General features: G+C 45.0%; 35 protein-coding genes and 3 tRNA genes. 15 read left to right on the forward strand and 23 right to left on the reverse strand.

Features of this window, described 5'->3' with window-relative positions:
* Positions 1-16 precede the first annotated feature (16 nt).
* Positions 17-670 (forward strand): histidine kinase N-terminal 7TM domain-containing protein, encoded by a 654-nt coding sequence (locus ACIM339_RS00465; protein WP_015282646.1) that lies wholly within the window; start codon positions 17-19, stop codon positions 668-670.
* Between the two features lies 1 nt (position 671).
* Here the strand turns inward: ACIM339_RS00465 and ACIM339_RS00470 are convergent, their stop codons facing one another.
* Positions 672-971 carry a metal-sulfur cluster assembly factor gene (locus ACIM339_RS00470; RefSeq protein WP_015282647.1) on the reverse strand — a complete coding sequence of 100 codons (300 nt, stop codon included), beginning with the start codon at positions 969-971 and terminating at the stop codon, positions 672-674.
* Positions 972-1,065: 94 nt separating this feature from the next.
* Between ACIM339_RS00470 and ACIM339_RS00475 the strand changes: the two genes are divergently transcribed.
* Together ACIM339_RS00475 and ACIM339_RS00480 are read left to right on the forward strand one after the other, a co-directional pair.
* Entirely contained in the window at positions 1,066-1,821 is a 756-nt protein-coding gene (locus tag ACIM339_RS00475) for an RNA 2'-phosphotransferase (RefSeq protein ID WP_015282648.1), read from the forward strand.
* 30 nt (positions 1,822-1,851) lie between these two features.
* Positions 1,852-1,925 (forward strand) — tRNA-Ala (locus ACIM339_RS00480).
* A gap of 247 nt (positions 1,926-2,172) precedes the next feature.
* Here ACIM339_RS00480 and tsaA read toward each other — a convergent pair.
* From tsaA to ACIM339_RS00500, 4 genes are all read right to left on the reverse strand, one after another.
* Positions 2,173-2,544: a tRNA (N6-threonylcarbamoyladenosine(37)-N6)-methyltransferase TrmO gene (tsaA, locus tag ACIM339_RS00485; RefSeq protein WP_015282649.1), complete on the reverse strand. Its 372-nt coding sequence runs from the start codon at positions 2,542-2,544 to the stop codon at positions 2,173-2,175.
* A 60-nt stretch (positions 2,545-2,604) separates the two neighbouring features.
* Positions 2,605-4,242, reverse strand: coding sequence for a bifunctional aspartate transaminase/aspartate 4-decarboxylase (locus ACIM339_RS00490; protein WP_015282650.1), 1,638 nt, complete (start codon positions 4,240-4,242; stop codon positions 2,605-2,607).
* Positions 4,243-4,328: 86 nt separating this feature from the next.
* A tRNA-Leu gene (locus ACIM339_RS00495) sits at positions 4,329-4,413 on the reverse strand.
* A 29-nt stretch (positions 4,414-4,442) separates the two neighbouring features.
* Positions 4,443-5,321, reverse strand: coding sequence for an MBL fold metallo-hydrolase (locus tag ACIM339_RS00500; RefSeq protein WP_015282651.1), 879 nt, complete (start codon positions 5,319-5,321; stop codon positions 4,443-4,445).
* Positions 5,322-5,396: 75 nt separating this feature from the next.
* Between ACIM339_RS00500 and ACIM339_RS00505 the strand changes: the two genes are divergently transcribed.
* Positions 5,397-5,816, forward strand: coding sequence for a bis(5'-nucleosyl)-tetraphosphatase (locus ACIM339_RS00505; protein WP_015282652.1), 420 nt, complete (start codon positions 5,397-5,399; stop codon positions 5,814-5,816).
* Here the strand turns inward: ACIM339_RS00505 and ACIM339_RS00510 are convergent.
* Entirely contained in the window at positions 5,804-6,940 is a 1,137-nt protein-coding gene (locus ACIM339_RS00510; RefSeq protein WP_015282653.1) for an amidohydrolase family protein, read from the reverse strand. The genes ACIM339_RS00505 and ACIM339_RS00510 overlap by 13 nt on opposite strands.
* Positions 6,941-7,014: 74 nt before the next feature.
* Here ACIM339_RS00510 and ACIM339_RS00515 point away from each other — a divergent pair, with 74 nt between their 5' ends.
* Positions 7,015-7,668 (forward strand): SDR family NAD(P)-dependent oxidoreductase, encoded by a 654-nt coding sequence (locus tag ACIM339_RS00515; RefSeq protein WP_015282654.1) that lies wholly within the window; start codon positions 7,015-7,017, stop codon positions 7,666-7,668.
* On the opposite strand, the gene ACIM339_RS00520 is transcribed toward ACIM339_RS00515, so the two are convergent.
* Both ACIM339_RS00520 and ACIM339_RS00525 read right to left on the reverse strand, forming a co-directional pair.
* The gene (locus ACIM339_RS00520; protein ID WP_015282655.1) at positions 7,665-7,901 is read right to left on the reverse strand and encodes a hypothetical protein; all 237 of its coding nucleotides are present in this window, start codon (positions 7,899-7,901) and stop codon (positions 7,665-7,667) included. The genes ACIM339_RS00515 and ACIM339_RS00520 overlap by 4 nt on opposite strands.
* 4 nt (positions 7,902-7,905) lie before the next feature.
* A tRNA-Arg gene (locus ACIM339_RS00525) sits at positions 7,906-7,980 on the reverse strand.
* A gap of 77 nt (positions 7,981-8,057) precedes the next feature.
* On the opposite strand from ACIM339_RS00525, the gene ACIM339_RS07790 reads away from it, so the two are divergent.
* Genes ACIM339_RS07790 through ACIM339_RS00540 form a run of 3 tightly spaced genes read left to right on the forward strand, consistent with a single transcriptional unit; the run spans position 8,058 to position 9,361 of the window.
* Entirely contained in the window at positions 8,058-8,495 is a 438-nt protein-coding gene (locus ACIM339_RS07790; protein WP_015282656.1) for a hypothetical protein, read from the forward strand.
* A gap of 47 nt (positions 8,496-8,542) precedes the next feature.
* Entirely contained in the window at positions 8,543-8,749 is a 207-nt protein-coding gene (locus tag ACIM339_RS00535) for a ferredoxin (RefSeq protein WP_015282657.1), read from the forward strand.
* Positions 8,750-8,785: 36 nt separating this feature from the next.
* Positions 8,786-9,361, forward strand: a complete 576-nt coding sequence (locus ACIM339_RS00540; protein WP_015282658.1) for a regulator of amino acid metabolism, contains ACT domain — start codon at positions 8,786-8,788, stop codon at positions 9,359-9,361.
* A gap of 5 nt (positions 9,362-9,366) precedes the next feature.
* On the opposite strand, the gene ACIM339_RS00545 is transcribed toward ACIM339_RS00540, so the two are convergent.
* Positions 9,367-11,673 (reverse strand): NosD domain-containing protein, encoded by a 2,307-nt coding sequence (locus ACIM339_RS00545; RefSeq protein ID WP_015282659.1) that lies wholly within the window; start codon positions 11,671-11,673, stop codon positions 9,367-9,369.
* Positions 11,674-11,756: 83 nt separating this feature from the next.
* On the opposite strand from ACIM339_RS00545, the gene ACIM339_RS00550 reads away from it, so the two are divergent.
* The gene (locus tag ACIM339_RS00550; RefSeq protein WP_015282660.1) at positions 11,757-12,023 is read left to right on the forward strand and encodes a DUF2116 family Zn-ribbon domain-containing protein; all 267 of its coding nucleotides are present in this window, start codon (positions 11,757-11,759) and stop codon (positions 12,021-12,023) included.
* The gene (gene yjjX / locus ACIM339_RS00555; RefSeq protein WP_048103643.1) at positions 12,020-12,979 is read left to right on the forward strand and encodes an inosine/xanthosine triphosphatase; all 960 of its coding nucleotides are present in this window, start codon (positions 12,020-12,022) and stop codon (positions 12,977-12,979) included. The genes ACIM339_RS00550 and yjjX overlap by 4 nt, the downstream gene beginning before the upstream one ends.
* Here yjjX and ACIM339_RS00560 read toward each other — a convergent pair.
* Positions 12,957-14,888, reverse strand: coding sequence for a PQQ-binding-like beta-propeller repeat protein (locus ACIM339_RS00560; protein ID WP_015282662.1), 1,932 nt, complete (start codon positions 14,886-14,888; stop codon positions 12,957-12,959). The genes yjjX and ACIM339_RS00560 overlap by 23 nt on opposite strands.
* A 100-nt stretch (positions 14,889-14,988) precedes the next feature.
* Here ACIM339_RS00560 and ACIM339_RS00565 point away from each other — a divergent pair, with 100 nt between their 5' ends.
* Entirely contained in the window at positions 14,989-15,846 is an 858-nt protein-coding gene (locus tag ACIM339_RS00565) for a zinc metalloprotease HtpX (protein ID WP_015282663.1), read from the forward strand.
* Here ACIM339_RS00565 and ACIM339_RS00570 read toward each other — a convergent pair.
* On the reverse strand, positions 15,843-16,109 hold the full coding sequence (locus tag ACIM339_RS00570) for an elongation factor 1-beta (protein ID WP_015282664.1): 267 nt from the start codon (positions 16,107-16,109) through the stop codon (positions 15,843-15,845). The genes ACIM339_RS00565 and ACIM339_RS00570 overlap by 4 nt on opposite strands.
* 10 nt (positions 16,110-16,119) lie before the next feature.
* Positions 16,120-16,287, reverse strand: a complete 168-nt coding sequence (locus ACIM339_RS07795; RefSeq protein WP_015282665.1) for a zinc finger domain-containing protein — start codon at positions 16,285-16,287, stop codon at positions 16,120-16,122.
* An 83-nt stretch (positions 16,288-16,370) separates the two neighbouring features.
* On the opposite strand from ACIM339_RS07795, the gene ACIM339_RS00575 reads away from it, so the two are divergent.
* Positions 16,371-16,907, forward strand: a complete 537-nt coding sequence (locus ACIM339_RS00575) for a DUF998 domain-containing protein (protein ID WP_015282666.1) — start codon at positions 16,371-16,373, stop codon at positions 16,905-16,907.
* On the opposite strand, the gene ACIM339_RS00580 is transcribed toward ACIM339_RS00575, so the two are convergent.
* On the reverse strand, positions 16,890-17,348 hold the full coding sequence (locus ACIM339_RS00580; RefSeq protein ID WP_048103645.1) for a DUF2284 domain-containing protein: 459 nt from the start codon (positions 17,346-17,348) through the stop codon (positions 16,890-16,892). The two genes, ACIM339_RS00575 and ACIM339_RS00580, sit on opposite strands and share 18 nt — an antisense overlap.
* Before the next feature lie 50 nt (positions 17,349-17,398).
* Between ACIM339_RS00580 and ACIM339_RS00585 the strand changes: the two genes are divergently transcribed.
* The 3 genes from ACIM339_RS00585 to ACIM339_RS00595 are packed head-to-tail and all read left to right on the forward strand — an operon-like array spanning position 17,399 to position 20,933.
* A complete protein-coding gene (locus ACIM339_RS00585) occupies positions 17,399-18,589 on the forward strand; it encodes an aminotransferase class I/II-fold pyridoxal phosphate-dependent enzyme (RefSeq protein ID WP_015282668.1) in 1,191 nt (396 codons plus the stop codon).
* Positions 18,590-18,609: 20 nt separating this feature from the next.
* On the forward strand, positions 18,610-19,032 hold the full coding sequence (locus ACIM339_RS00590; protein ID WP_015282669.1) for a NifB/NifX family molybdenum-iron cluster-binding protein: 423 nt from the start codon (positions 18,610-18,612) through the stop codon (positions 19,030-19,032).
* 32 nt (positions 19,033-19,064) lie between these two features.
* Positions 19,065-20,933: a phosphoenolpyruvate carboxykinase (GTP) gene (locus tag ACIM339_RS00595; protein WP_015282670.1), complete on the forward strand. Its 1,869-nt coding sequence runs from the start codon at positions 19,065-19,067 to the stop codon at positions 20,931-20,933.
* A gap of 3 nt (positions 20,934-20,936) precedes the next feature.
* Here the strand turns inward: ACIM339_RS00595 and ACIM339_RS00600 are convergent, their stop codons facing one another.
* From ACIM339_RS00600 to ACIM339_RS00645, 10 genes are all read right to left on the reverse strand, one after another.
* Complete coding sequence (locus tag ACIM339_RS00600) at positions 20,937-21,482, reverse strand: DUF308 domain-containing protein (protein WP_015282671.1); 546 nt, start codon at positions 21,480-21,482, stop codon at positions 20,937-20,939.
* Entirely contained in the window at positions 21,466-22,182 is a 717-nt protein-coding gene (locus tag ACIM339_RS00605) for a glycerophosphodiester phosphodiesterase family protein (protein ID WP_015282672.1), read from the reverse strand. Before ACIM339_RS00605 ends, ACIM339_RS00600 begins: the two co-directional genes overlap by 17 nt.
* Before the next feature lie 20 nt (positions 22,183-22,202).
* Positions 22,203-22,490, reverse strand: a complete 288-nt coding sequence (locus tag ACIM339_RS00610; protein ID WP_015282673.1) for a ferritin family protein — start codon at positions 22,488-22,490, stop codon at positions 22,203-22,205.
* 64 nt (positions 22,491-22,554) lie between these two features.
* Positions 22,555-23,196: a peroxiredoxin gene (locus tag ACIM339_RS00615; protein WP_015282674.1), complete on the reverse strand. Its 642-nt coding sequence runs from the start codon at positions 23,194-23,196 to the stop codon at positions 22,555-22,557.
* A 25-nt stretch (positions 23,197-23,221) separates the two neighbouring features.
* Complete coding sequence (locus ACIM339_RS00620; RefSeq protein ID WP_015282675.1) at positions 23,222-23,422, reverse strand: FaeA/PapI family transcriptional regulator; 201 nt, start codon at positions 23,420-23,422, stop codon at positions 23,222-23,224.
* Positions 23,412-23,918 carry an HdeD family acid-resistance protein gene (locus ACIM339_RS00625; protein WP_015282676.1) on the reverse strand — a complete coding sequence of 169 codons (507 nt, stop codon included), beginning with the start codon at positions 23,916-23,918 and terminating at the stop codon, positions 23,412-23,414. Before ACIM339_RS00625 ends, ACIM339_RS00620 begins: the two co-directional genes overlap by 11 nt.
* Positions 23,919-24,266, reverse strand: coding sequence for a class II SORL domain-containing protein (locus ACIM339_RS00630; RefSeq protein ID WP_015282677.1), 348 nt, complete (start codon positions 24,264-24,266; stop codon positions 23,919-23,921).
* 15 nt (positions 24,267-24,281) lie between these two features.
* On the reverse strand, positions 24,282-24,797 hold the full coding sequence (locus ACIM339_RS00635) for a ferritin (protein ID WP_015282678.1): 516 nt from the start codon (positions 24,795-24,797) through the stop codon (positions 24,282-24,284).
* A 13-nt stretch (positions 24,798-24,810) separates the two neighbouring features.
* The gene (locus ACIM339_RS07725; RefSeq protein WP_015282679.1) at positions 24,811-25,407 is read right to left on the reverse strand and encodes a rhodanese-like domain-containing protein; all 597 of its coding nucleotides are present in this window, start codon (positions 25,405-25,407) and stop codon (positions 24,811-24,813) included.
* 9 nt (positions 25,408-25,416) lie between these two features.
* On the reverse strand, positions 25,417-25,923 hold the full coding sequence (locus ACIM339_RS00645; protein WP_015282680.1) for a rubrerythrin family protein: 507 nt from the start codon (positions 25,921-25,923) through the stop codon (positions 25,417-25,419).
* Positions 25,924-25,925: the final 2 nt, after the last annotated feature.

Here is a 25,925-nt window from a genome sequence, read left to right on the forward strand (position 1 = left end):
TTTCCCCACGAGGGAGATGGGTGAAGCAATTGGTGTGATAGCCACAATTATAAATGCGATACTATTTTTATCCGTATCCATCTATGTGCTATTCACAAAAGGGGAGAAAAACCTGAGTCACTATTTTTTCTCAATAATGAGCTTTTTCCTGTTCCTATACAGCATAGTGGAGGCGCTAAAATTCACAGAGGAATACGATACCGCACTTCTCATGGCTAGAATAGCACCCTCGCTCTTGGCCCTTTCACTTTACTTTTTTGTCCTGTTCACACACTATCTGCGAAGGGGATGGAATGTGAAAGAAGCCATACTCCTATTCCTCCCGATGATCCTTGCATTCAGCATTTCCTACACTAATATGATAGATGGCCTGCGTTCTTCCTCCTACGGTTGGGTATCCATGTTTAATATGCCCGCTCTCGCCATATATTACCTAATTATGGGAAGTTATATAGTGCTGGGCATCGCAAATCTATTCATTCTGCATCGCTACGTGGATGGGAAATTCAAAAGGAAAATTCTATACCTCATTATAGGCAGTTTTGTGGTTCTGTTTTTATCAATGCTCTACGTGCTTCAGGTAATTGAAAACGAGTATCTCCTTCCATTCTTAAACATATCAATCCTGATTTTAGGACTCATATATTTCTACACCCTGATCTCACCATAACTCAAATACCCAGAAGTTTCTTGGCCTGGGGAGACATCATATCAGGATTCCATGGCGGATCAAAGGTCACCTCAATATCCACATTCTCCACACCCTCAATTGCCTTTACCTTCTGATAAACATCGGCAATTATGGCATTTGCCAGAGGACATGTGGGCGTTGTAAGTGTCATCTTTATGTAAACATCCTTGCCGTTATCCACACGAACCTCGTAAATCAAACCCAGGTTAACAACATCCACTCCAAGTTCAAAATCAATGGCCCTTTTGAGGGCATCCCAGACCTCCTTCTCGCTGACCATGGTCGCAAAAATGGCAATTATATATTTAAATTTGTGGATACTCAGTGGATAACCTTTATATCCTGTTTTCTATTCCTCGTTAGGTGGTGATGGAATGGTTCAGTTGAGAGAGTGTGAAAAGCATGGGCCGTTTAGGGGCGATGTTTGTCCGATTTGCGGTGAGGAGGGAAAGTTCCTTCTTAATGACTGGGAATTGACGGCAATAAGCAGAATGCTTGCGGGTATTTTAAGACATTTTCCTGAGAGGTTTCATGTTCAACTTGATGATAGAGGATGGGCGGATATTTACCAGATTGTAAAAGGAATAAAGAGAAAGCATCCACGATTCAGATGGCTCAAAACAAAGCACATAATAGCAATAGTGCTAACGGATGATAAGGGCAGGTATCAGTTGGATGTTGAGCATAACCGGGTTAGAGCCACCTACGGGCACTCAATAAAGGTTGACCTCAGCGATCTCCCAACAGAGGGTATACCAGAAAAACTGTATTATCCCACCACAGAGGAGGAACTGGAGTACATCAAGGAGATAGGTCTTCAGCCTGGTGATAGGAAATGGGTACACCTAAGCAAGACCTATGAGGATGCGTACATTGCCGGACTGCACCGCGTGGAAGAGCCAATAATCTTAGAAATAGACACTCAAAAAGCCATCGAGGGAGGATACCAGATATACAGAGCAGCAAAAACCGTGTTCATAGCAGCTCAGATACCCCCTGAATTCATCAGCGTGGCGGAGAAAAGAGAAATCGAGATACCAGAGGAAGAACTTGAAAAAATAGAGGAGGAGAAGAGAAGACGTGAGAGAAAACTCCAGAGAGAGATGGAAAAGAGGGAGAAAAAAATTTAAAATACTGCTTTGGAATACTCTAACTCCCATGGGCCGGTAGATCAGACCGGAAGATCGCCACCTTGGCATGGTGGAGGCCGCGGGTTCAAATCCCGCCCGGTCCATTCCGCTACGCTCCATGGAGCAGGCTTATGTTCTCCTGTCGTCGAACATCCAGCCCGGTCCACTCACTTCGTTCGTGAACACGGGCTAAGTCGAAAATTGTAAATTTTCTCCTCCCACCCGGTCCACCAAGCCCCTTTAAAAAATGTGCTTTACCCCCAAACAATTATTTTTTGAATAACTCGTTAAATATTTCGTATTTTTCTATCGTCCGATCCATTAAGTCCCTTTGTTGGAGATGGGCTTGAACTAAGGACAATCCAAATCTTTCACAAACGGCTTTATATCAATAACCGGTGTACCATCGTAGGCGTCAATATCCTCAATCTCTATTGTTAGGCCCTCAATTCTGTAAATTTTCACATTGTATAATGCAACTGGATTCGGGCGCACCGGAGAGCGTGTTGCAAATACTCCCCTAACGGGATATCCCGGCTCCCCATGGGAATGAACCTTCAGAATTTTCCTCCTATCTCCATCACTTTTATGAAACCAGAGAAGCAGCAGGATTCTGTTGAAATTTGATAGGCCGTAGAGAGCATCTTTGTACTCATCAAATATCTCAACTCTGGGTTTTCCATCCCTTTTAAAAATCCCAACGGGGTATATTTTGTAGTTCATAGACACCATATACAAAAATAAGTTAAAAAAGTTGCATCATAAAACAAAAATTGTTGATTTTCAATTTTTGGCATCGTTTTCCTCCAGAAACCTTTGATGATACTCCTCCAGAAGTTTTCTAATGGTTTTCCCTATTTTTATGTAATCAATTTCCTTCAAATTGGCCAAGGATATACGTGCGGAAGGGTGCAGAACCTCAAATCCTCTGCCAGGCAACAGTACAACCCCAGCCTCCTGAGCTAGGCGGATCACAAACTCCTCGGGAGGTAGTGCATTCACAAACCAACTGGCAAACTCCCTACCGTAAAGCCGCTTCGCAAGCCTCTCAGTATCAAGCAGGGTATAGTAGTAGGCATAGTTCGTATGCTCGCTTGGCTCAATTCCCAAACCCCTGTAAAGCGCACCGTATCTGCGCTGAAGAACATGCCTCACTGCATTTTTGTATCTTTCCTGCTCATCCATGAGAGCGTAAAGGGCAAATAGAACCATCTGAACCTGCTGGGGTGTGGATAGCCCGGCAGTATGCCTTAGAGCAACGTTCCTGCTATCTGCCACAAGCCTATCTATAAATTTTAATTTTCTGGCATCTGGGGTTATTGGAGAGTATCTTCTTTCCATCTGCTCCTGTACATCTTCAGGCAATTTGCGAATGAGGGTATCAACCACATTTTTCCTGTGCATAGCAATAACACCAAGGCGCCATCCTGTGGCTCCAAAATATTTTGAGAATGAATACACGAGGATTGTGTTGTGGGGCAAAACGGTGTAAATGGATTTAAAATTCTCCGTAAATGTAGCGTAAACATCATCTGTAATGATTAGCAGATCCTTTCTGTGTTTTTCAACTATTTTTCTGATCTTTTCAAGGGTATTCTCCTGAAGTTTGACCGATGTTGGGTTGCCAGGATTCACAATAAACAGGGCCTTAATATCCCTATCCCTTAGTTTATCCAGCTCGTCATCGGGTATCTGAAAACCGGTATCCTCACGGGAAAAAATCTCCAAGATCTCCAATCTATATGTATCAAGTTTTGGAATTTCAAGATAGGGGCTGAATATTGGCACAGCGAGGGCTATTTTATCTCCAGCATTCAGTATGTGATTTGCATGAAGGGATTCAAACAGGTAAGCCATGGCAGCGGTGCCTCCCTCCACGGCGAATAACTGGGTTTCGTCCACCAGAGAGTAGCCAAGATCATAGCCAGCACCCATCTCCTTCATAATGTACCTTGCAACTATCTTCTCGGAGAGAGAAAGCATACGTGGAGGCGAGGGGTAATCGCATCCCAAATAACCCTGGACCATCTCATGGAGAAAATCTCCCGCAGAAAGGCCAAGATAATCTCTCACGTAACTAACTGCGGAGTTCAGAAATGCTGTTCCCCTCTCATTCCAGTGGTTTCTCACAAATATTTCAAACCTTGCCTCTATTCCCTCCCTGTCACTGTGCCCTCCAATCAGATCACCCATGTAGCCAAAGTGTCTCTCTGCCTCACTTAATGCAAATTTTCCCAGTTGCAAAAAAGCATACCTGGGAATCAAAGCCAGGAAATTCGGATTGCCCCTGCCAGCATTGAGCATCATCCGCTCTGATTTTCTTCTGGCAATTTTAACAAGAAGTTCCTTCAACTCAAAGGGACTCAATTCTTCAAGTTTCACACCCTTAAGAGCCTTTTCCACGTCTTTTATTCTGGCCATTATAAACACCTCTCAAGCAGATCATTATCTCTTACATATCCTTCATATAAAAACATACCTCCTGGTTATGAAAATCCAAACGCAAGTGCGGGGGCTGGGATTTGAACCCAGGAACCCCTACGGGACTGGCCCCTCAAGCCAGCGCCTTTGGCCAAGCTCGACAACCCCCGCTCTGAGGGGATTATGAATAACATATTAATTTATCTTTCGCTCAAGTTTATGCTCATACCTGCGTGGAGTTTATGGAATTTATCCCCAAATGCTTCTGAAAATTCACATTCTGCTCGCAAACCCGTGCAGTGACCAGTGTAAATCTCCTTCACTCCCATATCCAGCAAATCTCTAACAGTTCTCTTTATGCGTTTCTCACTTGCATTCACAAGGTGAAATCCACCAATAACCGCGCGGACATCCTTCATACCTGTAATCTCCACTGCTCTTTTCACCATGCCAACAATTCCGGGATGTGAGCACCCTCCTACCACCACAAGCCCACCCTCAGTTATCATAGCCAGACCGATCTCATCCTCCATAAAGTCCGGAAGGTACTGATTATCCTTTTTCATAAAAACTCCTGTGCTCTTCATTACCTCGTAATCAACCCTGTTCCCATTTAAAATCTCTCCAAGAGTCCAAACACCCGGGAGAATCTTCCACGGCTCCCTACGAAGAATCCACCTTGCGCCAAGCGTCTCAGCCCTCTCGCGCATATCCATTGGAGGACCTATGTAACGGGTTTCCTTTCCAACCGCGTATGATTCTTTGAAAATATCGGGATGTGCAATCACATTCACCTCCTTCCCCATCTTTTCCAGCACGCCCAGCAGTCCTCCAGTATGGTCGTAATGGCTGTGGGAAAGGACTATGCTCTCCAAGGACCCAAGATCCAGAGCAAGCATCTGGGCGTTGAAAAGCACTGGCTCTGCATGGTTTCCCGTATCAAACAGAATTCTGTGCTCTTCCAGACCCATTTTCATTTCAATAAAGAAGGATATGCCATGCTGGGCCCAGAACCTGCTGCTGTACCCCGCAAAATCTTCGGCAAGAACGTGTATGCATACATCTGATATTCCCTGCATAAAGATAAAATGCACACATTTTACTTATCCTTTTCCGCACCAAAAAATATAAATTTAGCGGTAGAATGTAAAACTATGAGAAGGGAGAAGTCCGCAGGGGCCGTTGTGTTCAATACAAAAACGAGAAAATATCTCATACTGCACTATCCAACAGGGCACTGGGACTTCCCCAAGGGCCACGTGGAGAAGGGGGAGGATGAGACAAAGGCGGCCATGAGAGAGATATTTGAGGAAACGGGAATAGAGGTGGACCTAATTTTCGGATTCAGGGAGATCGTAAGGTACCACTTCAGAGAGGGAGGAACACTGGTGGAAAAGACCGTGATTTATTTTCTGGGTACAACAGAGAAGGAGGAGGTACGACTATCCTACGAACACGATGGTTATCAATGGCTCAATTACAGAGATGCGCTTAATAGGATAACCTATGAATCATCAAAAAAAGTGTTGGTAAAGGCGCATCTGTTCCTGCAGAAGATGGGCTACGACTCATAGATCACCCTACCCTCACCTATGCTCATTATTGGCCAAGATTCCATGCTAAGGGGCTCACCGTTCCAAATGACCATTGAGGCTTTGTAACCCTTACTTATCTTTCCTATTTTCTTAGCCCCAATTATATCTGCGGCATTTCCGGAAATCAGTGCGATGACCTGCTCCCGGGTCATACCGAACCTGCGGAAGAAGCGCAGTTGAAGATACAGGTTCCTCTGCAGAACAACAGGGTGATCACTCATAACTGCAAATCTCAAACCGGAATCAACAATGAACCTTATGTTATGCCATGATTCGTTCTTCAATTCAACCTTGTAGGAGAATGAATCCACTGGTCCGTAGATCACATCCATTCCCATTCTCTTCACCTTTTCCCAGAGTTCTGGAGAGTGCACATCACAACCGTGATTTATAACGGCACGAATTCCAAACTCATTGACGAGGTTCATGAGGGTGATGATATCATCCTCCTTGTGCACATGCACCATCAGCGGCATCTTCCCATCCAGTATTGAAATGAATATCTCTGTGAGGGGCTCAACCTCCTCAGGCTCCTTCTTTCCCTTGTTAAGCAAAGATTTTGTTTTCTTGGCCTTCATAAGCTCCTCCCGGAGCATGGCAATTGCACCCATCCGCGTGGTGGGTCTCGTGCCTTTCCAGTCGGTGGTGCTGCGTGGATTGTATCCAAGGGCAGCTTTTATCCCCACATTCTTAACGAATGCATCGCCTATATCCCTCGCAAAATTGCGAATAAGCGCAGTATAACCACCAATTATGTTCCCGCTACCGGGCATCACATGGGAGTACAGCACACCAAATTCAACGCTCTCCCTAAAGGCAGGATCATCCATGTAAATGGAGTGAATTGCATTGACAAGGGGATATATTGCGTTCATCTGCTCATTTGTCTCATCCTCCTGATAGGGCTCCCCGCTCCTTGCCATACCTATGTGGCAGTGGGGATCTATGAAACCTGGAGTTACGATGCCTTCTCCAATCACCTCGGCTCCACCACGTTCCCTGGATATGCCCTTTATTTCATCCTCCTCAAAAAGCACATAGACGTCCTTTCTGGCCTTCGCTCCCGTACCATCATAAAGAACCTTTGCTTTTATGGCCTTCATAGTGGAGTAATCGCACAGTGGTGCATTAACCTTTTCATGGGAATTTTAAAATATGAGATTGAAGATTTGTATGCATGGAAGTGGCAATTGTGACGGGTGCAAGCAGGGGCATTGGCAGGGCAACAGCATTGAAACTTGCAGAGGAATACGCCGTTGTGGTGAACTACCACCACCAGGAGAGCAGGGCTATGGAGGTTGTTGCAGCCATTGAAAATAAAGGGGGAAAGGCAATAGCGGTTCAGGGAGACGTGAGCAACTACGAAGATGCAAAGAGGATCGTGGAGAATTCCACAGAGATGGGAAAATTGAAGATTCTGGTGAACAACGCTGGTGTTTATGATGTGAAACCTTTCATAAGAACCCTGCCAAGCGAGTGGGAGCGCATATTTCAGGTCAACGTTTTTGGCATGTTTAATATGATACACGCATCAATTGAGCACATGGAGTGGGGCAAGATCGTTAATATAGCATCAATAATCGGTCTTCACCCAATGGCACGGGCTGCACCCTACTGCTCTTCCAAGGCCGCTGTGATTGCACTCACAAAATCTCTGGCTCAGGAACTGGGACCGAAGATAAAGGTAATGTGCGTTGCCCCGGGCCCCACGGATACGGATATGCTCAGAAGAATCCACGGTCCCATGCCGGCAGATCCTCCAGAGAAGGTGGCAAACGTGATAATGGAAATCATAAAATCAGGAGTTGAAGGAGAGTGCAGGGTGGTTTAATCGAATAGAACGAGTTCTTCCTCCTCTATCCACTCCTTATAGTGGGGGCATTTTTTGTTCTTTCCATCGCAGGTGAATATGTGCAATTTCTTACAGTACCCGTCACGCCAGTATGCACATACTCCCTCAGGAACCATGTACTTTCCATAATCCTCGCACTTCTCCTCTATGCACTTGAATCCCTTATACCGGCCATGGCAAATGCCCTCGTCATCTATAAAAATGCACTTCATTCAGCGGGCGCGGCGGGATTCGAACCCGCGACTTGCAGCTTAGGAGGCTGCCGCCATATCCTGGCTAGGCCACGCGCCCCAATGGGTATTGGGATTTCCCTTATAAAAAATTCGCTCATGGAAAATCATAATATACGGGAAAATTATGGCTACCGTATGAGAAAAGGGCTGCTGTATATCGGCCTTGCACTGATAATCATAGGATTTGGAGCCTACATTTTGTTTCCATCGCACGTGTTCACCCCCGCCTATTCGGTTGATTCAGAAAACTACAAGGTCGGAGAGAAGATCACCGTTTACGGAGTGATCACGGATATGAGATACTCGCAAATTCTGAATGCAACGATCATAGAACTGGATGGAAAATTGGATGTACTTGCCCACGGGAACATTGAAGGGTGCCACATTGGAGACGAGGTTTACATGACGATAAAGAAAACGTCAGCAGTGAGCGTTGGAACTTTCCAGATAACCTACTGGAGCAAGGAGAGAAGCGAGATGGGAAAGGTGAAATTCTACAGAGATCTATCTGAGGGCACTGCCATTCTTGGAATAATCCTTGTGATTGCAGGTGCTGTACTGCGTAGAGAATGAGAAAATTTTTATATTCTCTCACAATTCCCCCACTTGAGGTGATATAGATGGGAAAGTGGAAGGTTACTGTGGATAGAGATGCCTGCATCGGTGACGGAATTTGCGCTAGCCTGTGCCCTGATGTCTTTGAAATGGATGACGAGGGAAAGAGCATGGTGATCAAGGAAGAAATAGGCGACGATCTCAAGGACTGCGTGCAGGAAGCCGTTGATTCCTGCCCTGTGAGCTGCATCACAATGGAGCAGATAGAGTAAAGGAAAATTTATTAAAACCCTTTACTTTTCCCTTTTATGCTTCTTATTGTTAGCGAGTATTTTAAGAACTTCCCTGCAAGGAAAAAGGTAGCCGAATTATTGGTAAATCTTGGCATATCGGTTAGAAATTCTAAACTGTACATCGGAGATGTGGATGTGCCAGTAAATTCCATAGCCGAAGTAGCGGGAGTGAACCGCAAAATAGTTTATCACACCATTGATTACATTGAAAAAACCTATGAGTTGAGAAGCATATTTGAGAGACTGGAACCTAAACTCTCTCTATCAAAGGTTGCACCCATAATGGGCTGGGAAGTTCTTGAGATAGAGTTCAAAAAGCCAAAATACGGGTGTCTGCTGGAGAGGATATTCAAGATTTTAAGTGATTCCTCCTGTGAGATAAGGCAAATAATAGGCGAGCGGCTATGGACAAATGGGAGTAAGGTTACCATCGTGCTGGAAAAACCGATTAGCATGGATGCCGTTGGCCTCATAAGAAAACTTGATGGGGTTGAGACAATAACCCTGCACACCTCCGAGATGGATAAACAAAAGATAGTGTGCAGTTACTGCAAGGTGAAGTACTGCCCAAGAAAGATATCGATAAGGTAAATGACCTATTCTCTTTTTGAAATGTACCTCTTTTTGTAAATAACAATACAAATGAAAATGGCCGTTAAAGCCATTCCCAAAATTTCCAAATCTATCCAAATATAATCCCCACCAGAGGATTCTTTACCCCAATTCTTATTTGGAACATTATAGGATATGGTGACCATCTCACTTGGATCGCTCTCTCCTATGGCATTTACCGCAGTTACATAGAAAACATACACCCCAGGATATTTGGGGGTGTAATTGTAGTAGAGAATTTTATTACGATACGGATAAATTCTAGCTATCAACTCTCCATTGCAGTATACCCTGTATTCAAAAATCTCCCAGCCACCGTTATCTCTGGAGGCGTTCCACGTTATATTAATATGATTTCCCTCATTGATCACCGTAAGATTTAAAGGTGGAGAGGGAATTGCACCTGCACGACCAATAACCTCCTTGGACTTTGGACCCTCTCCATACTTGTTAACCGCACTTACACCATATAAGTAGGAGGCCCCATTTGTCACATTGGCATCCACATAATACAACTGTGCCGCAGGAACCACGGCAATCAACACCCAACTCAGTGGCCCTTGTGGGCATGGAGGGGGGAAGATATAGAGTGCACGGTATACTTTGTAATACTCAACATCAGAAGCCCCCTTATTTAGAGGTGGTTCCCAAGAAATATAAATATATCCTCTCTCGCTGTGTGTCCTTAAATTTAATGGCTTCCCGGGGACTCCTGGAACTCCTCTAACAACATTGCTTCTTAAACTCTCTTTTTCAGAGTTGAATGCGGTAACGTAATATTCATATTTCACCCCGTTCATAACAGATGTATCATTGTAATATAATCTCGTGGCCGGCAATGTGGCAATACCCTTACCATTTCTGTAAATTATGTATCCAACTATGGGCGATGAGCCATTCCCCACAGGAGAGCGCCATGATATATTTAGATACCCATCGCCATATATGAGCCTTAATTTTCTAGGTGGAGTGGGTTCAATTTTGTAGTTCGTTGGTATGTATTTGAGTGGATAATAGTCAATCCCCTTCCCAATTTTATATGGATAATCAACAATGCCATCTCCATTTTTATCGTTGGTATCGTTGTTTCTGGCCCAATCATCCCAGTAATTTCCGTATCCAGAAGGATCGTACCACCTCGCAGCACCATCTTCATCATAGGCCTGAATTAGAGAGCTGTTATATTTATCCCCCGAACCACGATTGTAAAAGAATGAATTGTTGTATATTTCTATGGATTTACCTCGTGAAACATCAATTCCCATACCGTTAAACGCTATCAGATTTTTCACAATAAGAATATTTTGAGAATCATACACCTCAATACCCTCAAAATCATTATAGGTGATCCTATTGCTCTCAACAACTGCGCCCACATCATAAATGAAGCTTACTCCTTCCCCTGAACTGATAGATATATCATTTTTATCCAAAGTAATATTCTTTCCATTTGTAACTTGTATCCCATAACAATCAGAATTCATTATTTTGTTTCCCCTGATCATAGCTTCCTCAGGAGATTCAAGGCTAATTCCATAACATTGGGATTTCCCACCCATAATGGTATTGTTCTCTATCAAAATGAACTTGGATAGGTCCATCCACATTGCTTCCCGCGGCCTATCTGAATACTTCAAGCCTCTTTTAACCTTTATTTCATTCTTGATAATCTTCAAGTGTGCAGAGAATTCAAATAATATGCCCCCCTCTTTGTAGTAAGATATGGTATTGTTGAGCAAGGTAATATTGGTCACATAACGACCGAGTACAAAACTTTCTCCCCTCTCAAAATAATTGTCAGAGATTTTAACATTTTCAGATCGTTTAATATACACTCCGCCTTCGTCTTCTGCATAAAACTCATTATGCACCACATCCACATTTGAAGACTCATAAATGGAAATGGCCATTTCATCCTTATAGAAGATATTGTTCTCAATCACGGCATTTGCCACATTGTAAAGTTTAATCCCCGAAATTATATTTTCGTTATCGTTATGAGCAAAGGAAATGTTGCAGTTTCTTATTATAAAATGCACCGTGGTGTTTGATATAAATATTCCATTAGTCTGAAAAGGCACCTTCATCGTAATGTTCTTTATTATGTACGGGTTTTCAGCGCTTCCATCTCCCGACCAGTTCATTTTACTAGCCCATTCCCGAAACTCCTCATTTCCATTGATTCCGGTCACATTCTCCGTATATTGAGAAAACCCCAGTGATATCTGATGGGAGGATAACAAAAATATAACCACGAAAAGCAAACCTACAAATCTAATCGCCCCGTGCATAGAGTAAAAGAGATTTACTCAAATAAATAACTTTCCCAAACTGCACCGATGAATATAAATCCCATCAAACTTTATGGACAATTATGACAGACATTGATGAACTTATGGACGAGATCGAAGGGCTTAAACTCGAAATTAATGCCCTGCGGAAGGAGATCAAGGAAATCCCTCCACACAAGCACTGCCTCAACTGCGGAATTGCCATTCCTCCTGACAAGGATTTCTGCTCAAAGAAGTGTGAGGACCAGTGGAACATGATGATCAAGAAAAAGAAGAGATTCACCTACATATGGCTCCTGTTCCTGGGAATCCTGTTCGTGATCCTCATGTTAAGCTACGGTGGGTTATGAAACGCGTGGTAGTTGGCGGAACCTTCGAATTTCTGCACAGGGGACACAGGGCATTGTTGGAGAGAGCCTTTGAACTCGGTGACTTTGTGGTCATTGGTATAACAGGTGATGGATTCAAAAACAGCTGCACGGTCAGATTTGAAGATAGAAGGAAGGAGGTTGAGAATTTCGTGAGGCAATTCGGAAAGGAATACAGAATCCTTGAGATTCACGATAAATACGGCCCAACCCTCACGGAGGATTTTGACATAATTGTGGTATCAAAGGAGACTAGAAAAACCGCAGAGGAGATCAACATACTCCGTGAAAAAAGGGGATTGAAAGATATTCAAATCGTAGAGATACCTATTTTTTACGCCGAGGACCTACTCCCCATCTCCTCAAGAAGGATTCGCAACGGAGAGATAGACAAGGAGGGTAGGAGATTAAAGCCCCTTATTGTGCATGTGGGCTCGGCAAATCCGTCCAAGATACGAGCTGTTGAGAAGGTCTTCAGAGAGCTTTTCAATTTTGAAATTGTGGTGAGAGGTGTGGACGTTGAGTCAAACGTGCCTCCCCAGCCCAGGGACTCTGAGACCATAGAAGGTGCCATAAATCGGGCAAAAAACGCAATTGAAAACGCAGATTATGCCATAGGTATAGAGGCCGGCCTGTTCTGGAATGAAGAGGTTAAGGAGTATTTTGATAAGGCATTTTGCGCCATTCTGGACAAATACGGAAATTTAACCTACGGTTACTCGGGTGGATTCACGTATCCCCACAGAGTGATTGAGATGGTAGAAAAAGGTATGGAAGTAGGAGAAGCCATGGAAATAATATCGGGCATAAAGGAAATAAAGAAGGGAATGGGAGCCATAGGATACCTAAGCAAGGGAAAAATAAAAAGAGATGAGTTTAATGCACAGGCAGTGCTCATGGCAATGATTCCACGCATCAGCCACGAACTCTACTTCTGAACAACAGTACAATTGCAATAAAAGCCACCATGATATACGCTGCATTTAACTCTGGCACTGAAGGGAGAACCTGTGCAATTTTTACGGAGGATGTGGAAGATACCCCCGTTGAATTCACAATTGTAACATAGTAATACACATTCCCCGATGTATCTTGGGCGGGTATGTACCCCACGTAGCTGCCATTGTGATACTGCATCCAAACCACGTGCCACTCATCGCCGCTCACATTTTTATAGTAGAGCAGTGCCTGATACTCTTCCCCACTTTTCACCGTTATTTTTATGGGTGAGCCAACATAGGCAGTGTTCTGCACAATTTCCCCAATGGATGGATATGTTAGATTATTCCCGAGAGCGTAGAGGTACCCATTGTTGGAGGCTACAAGCACATAAGAATCCGCAATTATTGGAGATGATAAAATGTAATTCTCTGGCCTCAAGGTGATGCTCCAGTAGGGCGTTCCATTTGTGAAGGTAGCGTAGAGTGTCCCATTCTGGGTATTCGTGACAGCAAGGACCTCATCACCCACACATATAACTCCACCCTGCACAGGGCCGTTCAAACTCAAACTCCACAGAATCTGAGAGTTCGTGCCCTCATCCTCTATGCCGTATAGCGTACCGTTGTTATTACCAACAAATATACCTCTATTCTTAACCGCAGGAGAGGATACCGAACTTCCTATGTTTAAACTCCATCTCAAGGTGCCGTTCATATTGAGAGATATCAATTTTCCACCGGAAGTTACAAAGTAAATATTCCCATTCTCAACTGCAACTGATGATCTTACAGATGAATCTGTTGTGTAATTCCAGTAATACGTGCCATTTGCATTTATACACTGAACTCCATATGGAGGGTTCCACTGGTAGGATGTGTTCTCTATACCCCCCATTGGCACTATTATCTTTCCGTCATAAAATGCTGGTACACCAAAATAATTGCTCCCCATGAGCGTGAGGTCCCATTCCTCCGTGCCGTTAAGGGCATTTATGGCGTACAACTTCCCCACAGAGCCAAGATTGAAGGTGGCAACGAAAACCATGGGTTTCTTGTCCACAATCCCCAAAGCAGGTGAGGATGCTATATCCTCACCGATGTAAACTTGCCAAGCCAATGTTCCATTGTTCACATAAAATGCTCTGAGATACTTATCGGAGGTCCCTATGATCACGTATTTCCCAAACAGTACAGGTGAAGCAATGCCATAGTATCCAGCGGCTCCGGAGGTGGTGTTCCAGAGCAACGTGCCGTTCATATTCAGGGCATACAGCGCAGAAGAATCGGCAATGAATATCTCCCCATCCCCAGATACGGGTGTGGATGAGAACCCCCATGATGATTGACCCCTAAATTTCCAGACAACATCGGGAGCATATATTGTTTTTTCAGAGGATGCGGTGTTATTCATATTACCCCTGGGAACACCCCATACCCCATAATGCCCCGGATAGGCCAGGGACCCTGTATAGGGCACCCACGAAGGATTATCCACAGTGTAAACCCAAGCAATCAAATCTCCATTACTGAGATTCAGGGAGGATGCACCCACGCTTGATGATATCCATTGATAGCTATTGTTGCTCCACAACATAAGGTGCCAGTAATAACCCGTACCAGCCCAATCGTTCTTGTCCCATCCAATTTGATTCACAAACGCACCATAGGAACTCCATGAAACATTTATGCCCAATCCCAGTTCCTCACAGGCAAGTTCCGTTGCCATTATGGCCGTATGATTATCTGATGGGAGATAGACATTGGCGGTAAGCACTTCCTGATTTCCAAACTGGAATATTACAGATACCACCGTCTCGGAGTTCCCCGTCATACCTGAACCAGCGCCTCCCGTAAGAAGCAAAGCAACCACCATGAGCAGCGACACCAACCATATTTTCCCACCCATTGAATCACCTCAAATTTATTTTACTTTTTTCCAGAAAACTTTAAAATATTTAAAAATTGGCCCATAAAGATTTAAATACCTCAGCATATTGCGTTTTGGGATGAATGCCACTGCAAGAACTCTGGGATTATTCGCAATACTCACGCTTCTATTTGTGGGAATAGGATATCTGATCGGCATGTACTATGGAGATACTTTGACATCACTTCTATTCTTCCTTATTCTCGCACTTGTGCTCAATCTTTTCTCCTATTTTTACAGTTCAAAAATTGTGCTCTGGAGTTATAGGGCAAGAATAATAAGCGAGGAGGAAAACCCGCGGCTCTACGGTATAGTGAAAAATGTGGCAATGAAGGCAGATATTCCCACGCCAAGGGTTGCCATCATCCCTATCTCCCTGCCAAACGCCTTTGCCACCGGAAGAAATCCAAAAAATGCCGTTGTATGCGTGACCGAGGGGTTGCTTCGAATTCTGAACGATGATGAACTTGAGGGAGTTATTGGGCATGAAATAGGCCACATAAAGGATAGGGACATTCTCATAATGACCGTTGCAGCCACCATAACCGGAGCACTGTCGTTCATGAGTCGTGCGTACCTGTGGAGAAGTGTGTTCAGTAGAGATGAGGATGATTTTCTCGCCTACATATTCATCGCTCTTGCCGCCCTTGGAGCATTGCTTATTCAACTGGCCATATCCAGATCAAGGGAGTTCAAGGCCGATGAGCAGAGCGCAAGGATAACCAAGAAGCCTCTGGCACTGGCCTCTGCCCTCAGAAAACTGGAATACCACGCATCAAGAAATCCTCTGAGAAGGGGCAATCCATCCACCGCATCACTGTTCATTGTGAACCCGTTCAGGGGATACGGCTTCATAAGGCTGTTTTCAACGCATCCTCCCACGGAGGAAAGAATAAGAAGATTGGAAAAAATGGCAAGAGAGTTTTCATACCTTTAAATCAGGGTAACCTCTTCTATAACTACGCCCTGCACACCTTCAATCTCACCCAGGGCCTTTTCAATTTGATCCGCAACGCCCCCCTCATCCTTCACTATAACCTTCACAACCAGTGCCTTCAATCCAAAGGCTATGGGCTGCAGATCAAACTCGGCAATTTTTCCCACATTGCCAATTTTATTTTTCACTTCTTCCTTCATCTTCTCAAAGTTAACATCCACGCCTTCAGGCATAATCTTGTAGGTTATTAAAACATCTCCCATTTTGCTCACCTCATGGACCTTCAAACCCGCAGTTGGGGCATCTGTACGGTATGCTCTGCTCCCTGCACCTGTTGCATCTCGCTATGAGAGCGCCGCAATTGGGGCATTGAAACACAACGGAACCTTCATCGGTAAGTCCTCTTCCGCATGATGTGCAGAATTCTATCGTCTCTTCCATATTCTCACCTGTTAGAGGGTATTGGCCTTTCATTTAAAAAGATTATGGCAATTTTTTTACACGTATATTTCATACCCAAAATTATGAGAACAAAAATTCTGGGGTATTTCGGCATAATCACCCTAATCGTTTACTGGTCATTCACCATAGCAAGCATCCTCCAGAATCCATGGTTCTCCGTTATGCATAACGCTCTCAGCGATTTGGGCTCAGATTCCGCCTGCTGCCCGTGGATTTACAATTACGGGCTCATCCTGGCATCCCCATTCCTTCTGGTATTCTCCCTATACCTCATATACTCTGCTCAAAACAAGCTGGAAACCGTGGGCGGGGCCTTTATCTCCATATCCTCCATATTTCTCGCCCTCATAGGTGTGTTCCACAGCGGAACCAGGCCACACACCTTCGTGGCACCCTATTTCTTCCTGCAGTTCTTCGTTGGTATGCTGGTCTGGGGCATTGGCACTTGGGGTGCCATAAAAAAATTGACAATTGCGCTCTTCATACTGGCCTTCATAGGAGCATTTATACCTTGGCCCTCCACAGCCACCCTTGAGATCTACGAAATTGCTCTGATAGGTATATTCGTATCTGCATTTCCCTCAATCAAGGAAGATTAGAGAGTAGAGCACGTTCTCCCCAAAATCTATTCTCACAAAGGAGGTGATCTCAACCCCTATGGCATCAAGGGAAGGACGGACATCCTGGATTCTGGGGCATATACCACTCCTCTCATACTCGCATTCCCTGCAGAGATTACAGGCTCCTGGAAACAGGGCAAAGACATAGGGATACCTTGAAAACAGTTCCCTCTCACGATTCAGGATGTAATTCAACACATCCCTCTTCTCATCTTCAAAATTTTCCATATCCACTTCAAATTTCAGGAGAAGGGCTCTTTTATAACTCTTAACCCACTCCCTAGCCTCACGCCAGGATGGAACCAATGGGGGACAAGAGGGCCTCTTTCCATAGAAGGTGCAAGTACGGCATTTCCACACGGGTCTGGGGGATACAACGATTCTCGAGGCATCAATCTCCATCTCATAGACCAATTTCACGATGGGAAATACTCTCACAAAGATTAAATCTTCGCCAACCATGCCCCATTATGATAAAAGCATCGGTACGTTCAAAGAGAATTGAATACGCGATACGCGATGTCCTTGTTCCGGCAAGGGAACTTGAGAAAAAGGGAATTGAGGTGCTCAAACTCAACATTGGAGATCCAATAAAGTATGATTTCAAAACACCTGAGCATATCCGCAAGGCGGCCGCGGAGGCGGTGATGAACTCCAGAAGCGAATACTCACCTTCAGAGGGATTACCAGAATTGAGAGAGGCCATAGTGGAGAAGGAGAAAAATTACGGAGTGGACATAACCACCGATGATGTGGTTGTTACCACGGGCGTGACTGAGGCTCTTATGCTCATCTTTGCTGCGGCCCTTGATCCCGGAGAGGAGATTCTCGTTCCCGGACCGACTTACCCGCCGTACATCACATATCCCACATTCTACGACGGAAAGGCAATATCTTACCGTACGGTTGAGGAAGACGAATGGCAGCCGGACATAGATGATATCCGCAGGAAGATAACTTCAAAGACCAAGGCAATTGCTGTCATCAATCCAAACAATCCTACAGGTGCGTATTACGGGGAAAAGGTGCTGAGAGAAATAGCGGACCTTGCCGGCGAGCACGGGATTTTCCTCATAAGTGATGAGATTTACGATAAGATGCTCTACGACGATGAGTTCATCTCTCCCGCAAAAATCGCAAAGGACGTTCCAATGATTATTCTTAACGGAATTTCCAAGGTATATCTCGCTCCGGGATGGAGAATTGGATACCTTGCCATCAGAGATGCGGAGGGTAAACTTGAGGATATTCGCGATGGCATAATGCGTCAGGCCCGTGCCAGGCTCTGTGCAAACACCCCGCTGCAGCTGGGCTACCTTGCGGCGTTGAAGGGGCCACAGGATCACATAAGAAAAACAATGGACATCCTGCGCAAGCGCAGAGACTATGTAACAAAGAGGGTTGGGGAAATTGATGGACTCAGTGTTGTGCCTCCGAATGGAGCATTTTACATGTTCATAAAGATTGAAGGTTGCAACGATGATAAGAAATTCGTGCTGGATCTCCTGAGGAAGAAGCATGTTCTCACCGTACACGGCTCAGGGTTCTGCCCCGTCTACGGCAGAGGGCATTTCAGGATAGTGAACCTACCACCAGTGGAATATCTAGAAAGGGCCTTTGATAGGATAGAGGAGTTTATGCGAGAGGATAAGTTTTTATAATTTTTAGGCATGCCTAAACCATGAAGGTGGCAATAAGCACAGAGGACGGTTTCACAATAACGAGAGACCACTTTGGAGAGGGAAATGAGTTTCTGATCTACGAGTTAAGCAGGGATGAGATCAAACTGATAGAGAGAAGGATAAACAGCACACCCGAAGAAGATGAGCACGGCAGCAGGGAAAAGGCAAGGGCCATATCCTCACTTCTGAAGGATATTCCAGTTCTTGTAGGCTATCAATTTGGACCGAATATACTTAGAATAAAGGACAAGTTTTTACCTGTGCTCTCAAAGGAGGCAAGAATTGAGAAAACGCTGGAACTTCTAAAGAAACATTACAATTCAATTGAGAAAGAAGCGAAAAGCAGGGGCCATGTGGTTATACTTATGGAAGATTCAGTTAGAGTGGTGAAAATTAATGCCACAAACGCAAAAGATTTTTAATTCTGCCACCATATCCCCAAGAAGGTGATAATATGAACGATATGGAGTATCTGAAAAGCGTTATGGATGAAGAGCAGTACAGGAAGATTGAGAAAATAAACAACCCTGAACTTTACAGTTTTCTGGCTGAACATATCAAATTACTCAGACCATCAAAAATTTTCGTGGCAAATGATAGCGCAACTGACGAACTGTACATAAGAAATAAGGCAATAGTGTATGAGGAGGAGCGTCTCCTGAAAACACCTGGACACACCGTGCATTTTGACAACTACTACGATCAGGCAAGGGATAAGGCCCACACCTACATTCTAACACCCCATGGTGAGAAATTACCCTATCTAAACACAATGAAGAGGGACGATGGGCTAAGGGAAGTGAAGAAAATAATGGATGGAATAATGGAGGGTAAGGAACTCTTCATTCTCTTCTTCTCATTGGGTCCCAAGAACTCTCCATTCATGGTACCAACTGTACAACTCACAGACTCAGCCTACGTGGCGCACAGCGAGTTCATACTTTACCGCAAAGCCTATGATGTGTTCGTTGGCAATCCAAACATGGAATTTTTAAAATTTGTGCATTCTGAGGGTGAGGTTGATGAACGCAAAACCAGTAAAAACCTTGACAAGAGGAGAATTATGATCGATCTTGAGGGAAACATAACCTATGCGGTGAATACCCAGTACGCGGGAAACACTATAGGTCTCAAGAAGCCCGCATTCAGACTTACCATAAACAAGGCTGTTAAGGAAGGGTGGCTCAGCGAGCACATGTTCCTCATGGGTGTTAACGGTCCCAATGGACGCGTTACTTACTTTACCGGGGCATTTCCAAGCATGTGCGGAAAGACAAGTACCTGCATGCTTATAGGAGAGAGACTTGTGGGAGACGACCTTTCATTCATAAAGGAGATAGATGGGGAAGCACGTGCAGTGAATGTGGAGAACGGTGTATTCGGCATAATTCAAGGGGTCAATAAGGAGGACGATCCCTACATATGGGAGGTACTTCACAGCCCCCACGAACTCATATTCTCAAATATTCTGGTACACGAAGGTAAGCCCTACTGGAACGGAATGGGCGAAGAGATACCATGCGAGGGAGAAAACCACAGTGGCAAATGGTGGTGCGGAAAGAAGGATGCCGAGGGAAATGAGATACCTCCAAGCCACAAGAACGGAAGGTTCACCGCCCGCTTAGAATACTTCCCCAACCTGGATAGGGAAGCACTCAATGCAAAGAACGGTGTGAAACTCTCGGGCATGATCTTTGGAGGACGCGACTCCGATACATGGCCTCCCGTGTGCGAGTCATTCAACTGGCAGCATGGGGTCATTATGAAGGGCGCTTCAATTGAGTCAGAGACTACAGCTGCAACCCTCGGCAAGGAAGGGGTTAGGAAGTTCAACATAATGTCCATACTGGACTTCATGTCCGTGCATCTAGGAAAATACATAGAGAACTACTTGAATTTCGGCAAGAAACTAAAGAATCCACCAAGGATCTTTGCTGTTAACTACTTCCTGAAAGACAAGAATGGAAACTATCTCAACAGCAAACTTGACAAAAAAATCTGGCTCAAGTGGATGGACCTTCGCGTGCACGGCGAGGTGGATGCCATTGAGACACCCATAGGATACATACCACACTACGAGGACCTGGAAAGGTTGTTCAAGGAGATATTTGGAAGAGATTACACAAGGGAAGAGTACGAGGAGCAGTTCAAGATTCGCGTGCCCGAACTTCTTAGCAAGATACACCGCATAAGAGAGATCTACGGAAGCATGGACAACATACCAGATGAGCTATTCCAGGAACTGGATGCTGAGGAGAAGAGGCTCATGGAGGCAAAAGAAAAATACGGAGAGTACATCTCTCCATTCAAATTTCTCTCCTGATTTTTAAATGCTCCAATTTCCCCTTCTTATTTTGAGACCGATTACCAAGAAGAGAATTCCATCCACAAACAGAACCAAACCCAGAAACAATCCTATGAAAAACTGGGAAGTTTCCTGCCACCCAACCACTATCCAGAGATCAAGCATAAGACATAGAATGCCCACAAGTATGGCTGCCGACTCCCCCTTCTGAGACCTTATACTCCTTGCCAGCATAAAATTGGTAATAGCAGCCGACAGGAAGAAGAGAGCAGCTATGGCAGTCAATATCTTCAACCCCAGAACAGGGGAGAGTAAACTAATGAGTCCAAGGAACAGCAGAATAAGGGATTTAGTAATGAGAACCTTACTCTCTCCAAGAGTCGTGAAGTAGAGAAAGCCAAAAATCAAACCTGCAGATACAAGGACAAATCCAACGAGGTATATCACTGCCCTAGAGAACAGCCAGGGAAATCCCATGCCAAGCACACCTATGATCAGTAAAAAGATACCTCCGAGTGTGTGGGAATTAAGCCTTTCTTCTATCCGATAATCAAGCTTTGAGACCATGGGTCCTCTCCCTCAATTTAAGCATTTTTTCGACTTCGTCCGTTATGACCATCTCGTACAGCCCTTCAAACACCTCAAGATCCTCAGGTGAATTCGGGGTCCAGAACCCTATTCTAACACCAAAAAGCCTGTAGAAGCGAATGAGAGCCCGGGAGCCAGCCTTTCCAAAACTGGATAATTGGTAAGGTAGATTGAGATAATGGGGCTTGAGGGAGTATATCCACCGGGGAATGGTGTACAGCTTGTTTACGTCTCCTATGAGAATCCCTATCCTGGCCTCTTTACTGAGTTTTCTCAACCTCTTCAATGCCTTTATATTGAACGATGAGAATAGGGTACGCTCCATTGCATCATACTCCTCAACTATTTTTAGGGCTCCCTCAACGGAGCTCTCATCCTTAATCTCCACATTTATTATGGCATACCCCGGGAGTTTCTCATACACCTCCCTCAGAAGGGGTATAGGCTCTCCCTGAATATTGTACCTACCAATCTCTTCCTGAGTAGATTTTTTTACATCAACGTTGACACCTGCCGTTTTTCTCAGGTTTCTATCATGGGATACCTGTATTTCTCCATCCTTTGTGAGCCAGATATCCAGTTCAACTCCATCTGCACCATACTCTATGGCCTTCATAAATGCAAGAAGTGTGTTTGGAGGATACTTTGCAGAGTAGCCTCTGTGACCCAGAATAATCATACACGATTCACCAAAACTGATTATCTCATTTCTTCAACCTCTTCCGCCCCATGCTGAATGGCATCTTCAACTTCTAGATCAAGATCCTTCAAGAGACGTAGAAACTCTCCAAAATGTTCCTTTTCTTCCTGGGCAATGTCCAAGAACACCTTCTTAACAAGCTCGCTCTTAGCCAAAGAGGCCATCTGCTCGTAGAGATTTATGGCATCCAGCTCGGCAATAATACCTATTCTAACAAGTTCCACATCGGGCTGCTCCTTACCCAGAGCCTCCAGTTTCTCAAGATCAAACGGAATTTTAGACAACATTTCACATCCCCTCATAGATATGCACAAACTCACATATAATACTTTCCAAAAAAATAAAAAAAGTTTAGAGGCTCTTGTGGCAGAGCCACCAGTCGTAGCACTCTATCTCGCCCTTCTTCTTTCTCTCCTCTCTGTCCTTTATGGCATCGGTCGTACCTGCAGGCGGAATGATAACATGGTCCTTTATGAGCTCATTCTCAGGCCACTTGTGCGGGAGAGCCACGCCGTTCTTGTCGCTCACCTGCAGAGCTTTCAAGGCACGAAGAATCTCGTCCCAGTCTCTGCCAACCTCTGCAGGATAATACACTATTGCCCTTATTGTACCCTTTGGGTCCACAATGAACACTGCTCTTGCAGTATTGCTTGCTCCGGAAGGAATCATCCCCAGCTTTTCTGCAAGTACACCGCGGTCATCAGCGATTATGGGAAACTCTATCTCCACTCCGAGATTCTCTTTTATCCACTCTGCCCATTTCAGATGCGCAAACACCTGATCAATGCTCAGCCCTATTACCTCTGCACCGAGTTCCCTGAATTTCTCCAATCGTATCTGCATACCATAGAATTCGGTTGTGCACACAGGTGTGAAATCACCCGGGTGCGAGAACAGAACGAACCACTTCCCTGCGAATGCATCAGGCAGCTTCATTGTGCCATGTGTCGTTTTCACTTCCACTTCCGGGAATTTTTCTCCTATCACTACCATTTTTCATCACCTCCTTTGCGCGTGATTACGATGGTGCGTAATAGCACCTTTTAGGGCTCGTAATCTTGCCCTCTTTCTTCAATTTCTTTATTATCTTATCCACTTCCTTCTTATCCACTCCAAGCATGTCCGCTATCTCCTGTGTCTTCAGAGGCTTGCCCGCATCTTTCATCACTTTTAGCACCTCTTCCTCACTCACCATATTCATCACATCCTCATTCTCCATACGCGCTCAACACGAGCATCATTATTCCATCAAGGAATAGTTCAATCCCTATAAACAGTCCAATCAGCCAAGATGAGTTCCCGGGCCAGCCTGCGAATATCAGTATACCAAGTATGAAGGAGATTATCCCTGTGAATAGGGGAGCCCACCAGCCCCTGTACTGGGTTCTGGCTGCAAAGGCCACAATCACTGTAACGATACCCATCAGCAGGAACCATAGCCCAACAATGAACGTCATTGCAGATAGCGAGCTCTGTGGGTACACAAACATAAGTATGCCGAATATCAACAGTACAATACCCACAAGGAAATTCACCCAGCCTCCCTTGAAACCGGCCACTAGGAATATTATTCCACCCAGTACAAGTAGTCCGGCCAGAAGATACAGAACCACCCCTGTGGCAAATTCTGGTGCCAGCATTCCAATTAAACCGAGTATGATTAGGATTATGCCGCCGATTTGGTAGCTTTTCTTGTCCACCGTGACGGTTTCCATTTACTCCACCGACACTTCGTTCTGCCACAGCCCGTGTATGTTGCAGTAGCTCAGAGCCATCAGCTTGCCCTTCTTTCCTGTCTTGAAGTAGAATTTCGCCTTTGGCTCGCTAAGCGGATCGCCATGGTTTGTGAATGCAACCCTGCCAACCAGTATGGGGAACTGCCCGTCCTCCGGCTGGAAATACAATTCAATCCACGCTATGTGGTGCTCAGGCGTGTTTGGATGTGCAATCTCCTTTCCCACGCTCACTTCTACCTCTATCTCCTCGCCGTTCTTCTTGTATTCAATCACGGGCACATGCTTCTCTCCTTTCCAGTCTCCACTCTTTATGGTCTCACTCAACATTTTCAATCACCTCCTTTATTTTTCCTCATTCACGAGAGGAACGTAACTTCTTTTTGCCAATTCGCGGTCAAGCATCAACAAACCCTGACCTTTATCGCCAATCATCTTGAGCATCTGAATGATTTCCTCATCGTTCGCCTCTTCCTCAACCTGCTCGTCCACGTACCACTGCAGAAGATTGAATGTAGCACGATCTTTCTTCTTCTCCGCAAGGTCCACTAAGTTGTTTATGCACTCGGTTATGTGTCTCTCGTGCTTCAGCGTCTCCTCAAACGCATGCAATGGAGAATTCCACTCGTGCGGGGGCTCATTTATGGAGTAGAGCTTCACTCTCCCTCCTCTTTCAATCAAATACCGATAGAATTTCATTGCGTGGTCCATCTCCTCCTGGTACTGCACGTACATCCAGTTTGCGAATCCTCTCAGCCCGATGGACTCAAAGTATCCGGACATGGAGAGGTACAGGTACGCCGAGTACATCTCCTCATTTATCTGCTTGTTTATCGCCTCTTCTATATCCTTATCTATCATCTTTTTCACCTCCTTACCTCAATATCTCGTAAAATTCCTCGTACGGCATCTGTACGAGGTGCGCGGGCATCGTCATGAATGCCCTCTTAAAGTCCTCCTCAAGATGGGATTTATCGTGTATCTCCTTTGATTCCCAGTATGTGAGGATTACATATTTTTCGGGATTTATTTCTAAATCTCTCATCTCCCCCGGAAGCCCGGAGCCAATCGCTGACACGCCGCTAATCTTAAGAAGCTGAGAGCCCAGAAATCCCGGATATCTCTCAGTCTTCTTGCATAGTTCTTTTACTCTCTCTTCAAATTCCTTTTCGTGGCCAGGGCGCACCACAACGAAGTTCATTGCGCACATCACATCCTTTCCTTCCCACTGATATTCTCGCAGTTCATCCTCTGGAATAATCTCTGCTTCCACGCCCATCTTCTCAAGTTTTTCCCTCGCGATCTCAGCCCTGAATTCTGTGTTGCAGTAGAGTTTGAGTTTTTTCTCCTTGCATATCTTCCTTAGGAAAGATTCGTACATCTCAAGGTGCATTATGGGGATGTTTATCGCGCCCTTGATATGGTTCTTCACGAACTCGTGCTGGCTCCGAACATCCACTATTATCTCCATACCTTCACCTCAGAACTTCACGAATTTTTCGCGGGGCGCGTTGCACACGGGACATTTCTCAGGCGGGTCCTCTCCGACGTATGTGTACCCGCACACTGGGCAGATGTATATGCTCTTCTCCTCCATATCCTCCTTGTTCTCCGCCCTTTCCTTTGCCTCACCGTATAATTTTGCGTGTATCTTCTCCGCCTCAATTGCGTAGTGGAACGACATCTCTGCGCCCTTCTCCCCGAAATACTTGGCTAGTTCCAGGTATGCAGGGTACATGTCATCCACCTCAAAACTCTCGCCATCAATTGCGCTCTGCAAATTCTCAGGCGTGCTCTTTATGTATCCCAGATTCCTCGCATGGTTCTTTGCGTGCACGAATTCCGCATAAGCTATCGCCCTGAATAAACGAGCGATGTTCTTCTTTCCCTCTTTCTCTGCAACTTCCGCGAAGATTGAGTATTTCATGTGCGCCATGCTCTCTCCCGCGAAAGCCTCTTCCAAACTCTTCTTAACCATTTTTCTCATAA

The organism is Aciduliprofundum sp. MAR08-339 (assembly GCF_000327505.1).
GTDB lineage: Archaea > Thermoplasmatota > Thermoplasmata > Thermoplasmatales > Aciduliprofundaceae > Aciduliprofundum.

Excerpts from the sequence above, each read along its gene's own strand:
- ACIM339_RS00565 (WP_015282663.1), top strand. The coding sequence starts at position 14,989 with ATGAATGCCACTGCAAGAACTCTGGGATTATTCGCAATACTCACGCTT.
- ACIM339_RS00635 (WP_015282678.1), bottom strand. The coding sequence starts at position 24,797 with ATGATAGATAAGGATATAGAAGAGGCGATAAACAAGCAGATAAATGAG.
- ACIM339_RS00625 (WP_015282676.1), bottom strand. The coding sequence starts at position 23,918 with ATGGAAACCGTCACGGTGGACAAGAAAAGCTACCAAATCGGCGGCATA.
- ACIM339_RS00510 (WP_015282653.1), bottom strand. The coding sequence starts at position 6,940 with ATGAAGGCCATAAAAGCAAAGGTTCTTTATGATGGTACGGGAGCGAAG.
- ACIM339_RS00465 (WP_015282646.1), top strand. The coding sequence starts at position 17 with ATGGGTGAAGCAATTGGTGTGATAGCCACAATTATAAATGCGATACTA.
- yjjX (WP_048103643.1), top strand. The coding sequence starts at position 12,020 with ATGAAACGCGTGGTAGTTGGCGGAACCTTCGAATTTCTGCACAGGGGA.
- ACIM339_RS00560 (WP_015282662.1), bottom strand. The coding sequence starts at position 14,888 with ATGGGTGGGAAAATATGGTTGGTGTCGCTGCTCATGGTGGTTGCTTTG.
- ACIM339_RS00620 (WP_015282675.1), bottom strand. The coding sequence starts at position 23,422 with ATGGAGAATGAGGATGTGATGAATATGGTGAGTGAGGAAGAGGTGCTA.
- ACIM339_RS00520 (WP_015282655.1), bottom strand. The coding sequence starts at position 7,901 with ATGAAGTGCATTTTTATAGATGACGAGGGCATTTGCCATGGCCGGTAT.
- ACIM339_RS00505 (WP_015282652.1), top strand. The coding sequence starts at position 5,397 with ATGAGAAGGGAGAAGTCCGCAGGGGCCGTTGTGTTCAATACAAAAACG.
- ACIM339_RS00540 (WP_015282658.1), top strand. The coding sequence starts at position 8,786 with ATGCTTCTTATTGTTAGCGAGTATTTTAAGAACTTCCCTGCAAGGAAA.
- ACIM339_RS00575 (WP_015282666.1), top strand. The coding sequence starts at position 16,371 with ATGAGAACAAAAATTCTGGGGTATTTCGGCATAATCACCCTAATCGTT.
- ACIM339_RS07790 (WP_015282656.1), top strand. The coding sequence starts at position 8,058 with ATGAGAAAAGGGCTGCTGTATATCGGCCTTGCACTGATAATCATAGGA.
- ACIM339_RS00645 (WP_015282680.1), bottom strand. The coding sequence starts at position 25,923 with ATGAGAAAAATGGTTAAGAAGAGTTTGGAAGAGGCTTTCGCGGGAGAG.
- ACIM339_RS00595 (WP_015282670.1), top strand. The coding sequence starts at position 19,065 with ATGAACGATATGGAGTATCTGAAAAGCGTTATGGATGAAGAGCAGTAC.
- ACIM339_RS00600 (WP_015282671.1), bottom strand. The coding sequence starts at position 21,482 with ATGGTCTCAAAGCTTGATTATCGGATAGAAGAAAGGCTTAATTCCCAC.
- ACIM339_RS00500 (WP_015282651.1), bottom strand. The coding sequence starts at position 5,321 with ATGCAGGGAATATCAGATGTATGCATACACGTTCTTGCCGAAGATTTT.
- ACIM339_RS00535 (WP_015282657.1), top strand. The coding sequence starts at position 8,543 with ATGGGAAAGTGGAAGGTTACTGTGGATAGAGATGCCTGCATCGGTGAC.
- ACIM339_RS00570 (WP_015282664.1), bottom strand. The coding sequence starts at position 16,109 with ATGGGAGATGTTTTAATAACCTACAAGATTATGCCTGAAGGCGTGGAT.
- ACIM339_RS00630 (WP_015282677.1), bottom strand. The coding sequence starts at position 24,266 with ATGTTGAGTGAGACCATAAAGAGTGGAGACTGGAAAGGAGAGAAGCAT.
- ACIM339_RS00545 (WP_015282659.1), bottom strand. The coding sequence starts at position 11,673 with ATGCACGGGGCGATTAGATTTGTAGGTTTGCTTTTCGTGGTTATATTT.
- ACIM339_RS00515 (WP_015282654.1), top strand. The coding sequence starts at position 7,015 with ATGGAAGTGGCAATTGTGACGGGTGCAAGCAGGGGCATTGGCAGGGCA.
- ACIM339_RS00585 (WP_015282668.1), top strand. The coding sequence starts at position 17,399 with ATGATAAAAGCATCGGTACGTTCAAAGAGAATTGAATACGCGATACGC.
- ACIM339_RS00550 (WP_015282660.1), top strand. The coding sequence starts at position 11,757 with ATGACAGACATTGATGAACTTATGGACGAGATCGAAGGGCTTAAACTC.
- ACIM339_RS07725 (WP_015282679.1), bottom strand. The coding sequence starts at position 25,407 with ATGGAGATAATAGTGGATGTTCGGAGCCAGCACGAGTTCGTGAAGAAC.
- tsaA (WP_015282649.1), bottom strand. The coding sequence starts at position 2,544 with ATGAACTACAAAATATACCCCGTTGGGATTTTTAAAAGGGATGGAAAA.
- ACIM339_RS00590 (WP_015282669.1), top strand. The coding sequence starts at position 18,610 with ATGAAGGTGGCAATAAGCACAGAGGACGGTTTCACAATAACGAGAGAC.
- ACIM339_RS00470 (WP_015282647.1), bottom strand. The coding sequence starts at position 971 with ATGGTCAGCGAGAAGGAGGTCTGGGATGCCCTCAAAAGGGCCATTGAT.
- ACIM339_RS00490 (WP_015282650.1), bottom strand. The coding sequence starts at position 4,242 with ATGGCCAGAATAAAAGACGTGGAAAAGGCTCTTAAGGGTGTGAAACTT.
- ACIM339_RS07795 (WP_015282665.1), bottom strand. The coding sequence starts at position 16,287 with ATGGAAGAGACGATAGAATTCTGCACATCATGCGGAAGAGGACTTACC.
- ACIM339_RS00615 (WP_015282674.1), bottom strand. The coding sequence starts at position 23,196 with ATGGTAGTGATAGGAGAAAAATTCCCGGAAGTGGAAGTGAAAACGACA.
- ACIM339_RS00605 (WP_015282672.1), bottom strand. The coding sequence starts at position 22,182 with ATGATTATTCTGGGTCACAGAGGCTACTCTGCAAAGTATCCTCCAAAC.
- ACIM339_RS00475 (WP_015282648.1), top strand. The coding sequence starts at position 1,066 with ATGGTTCAGTTGAGAGAGTGTGAAAAGCATGGGCCGTTTAGGGGCGAT.
- ACIM339_RS00610 (WP_015282673.1), bottom strand. The coding sequence starts at position 22,490 with ATGTTGTCTAAAATTCCGTTTGATCTTGAGAAACTGGAGGCTCTGGGT.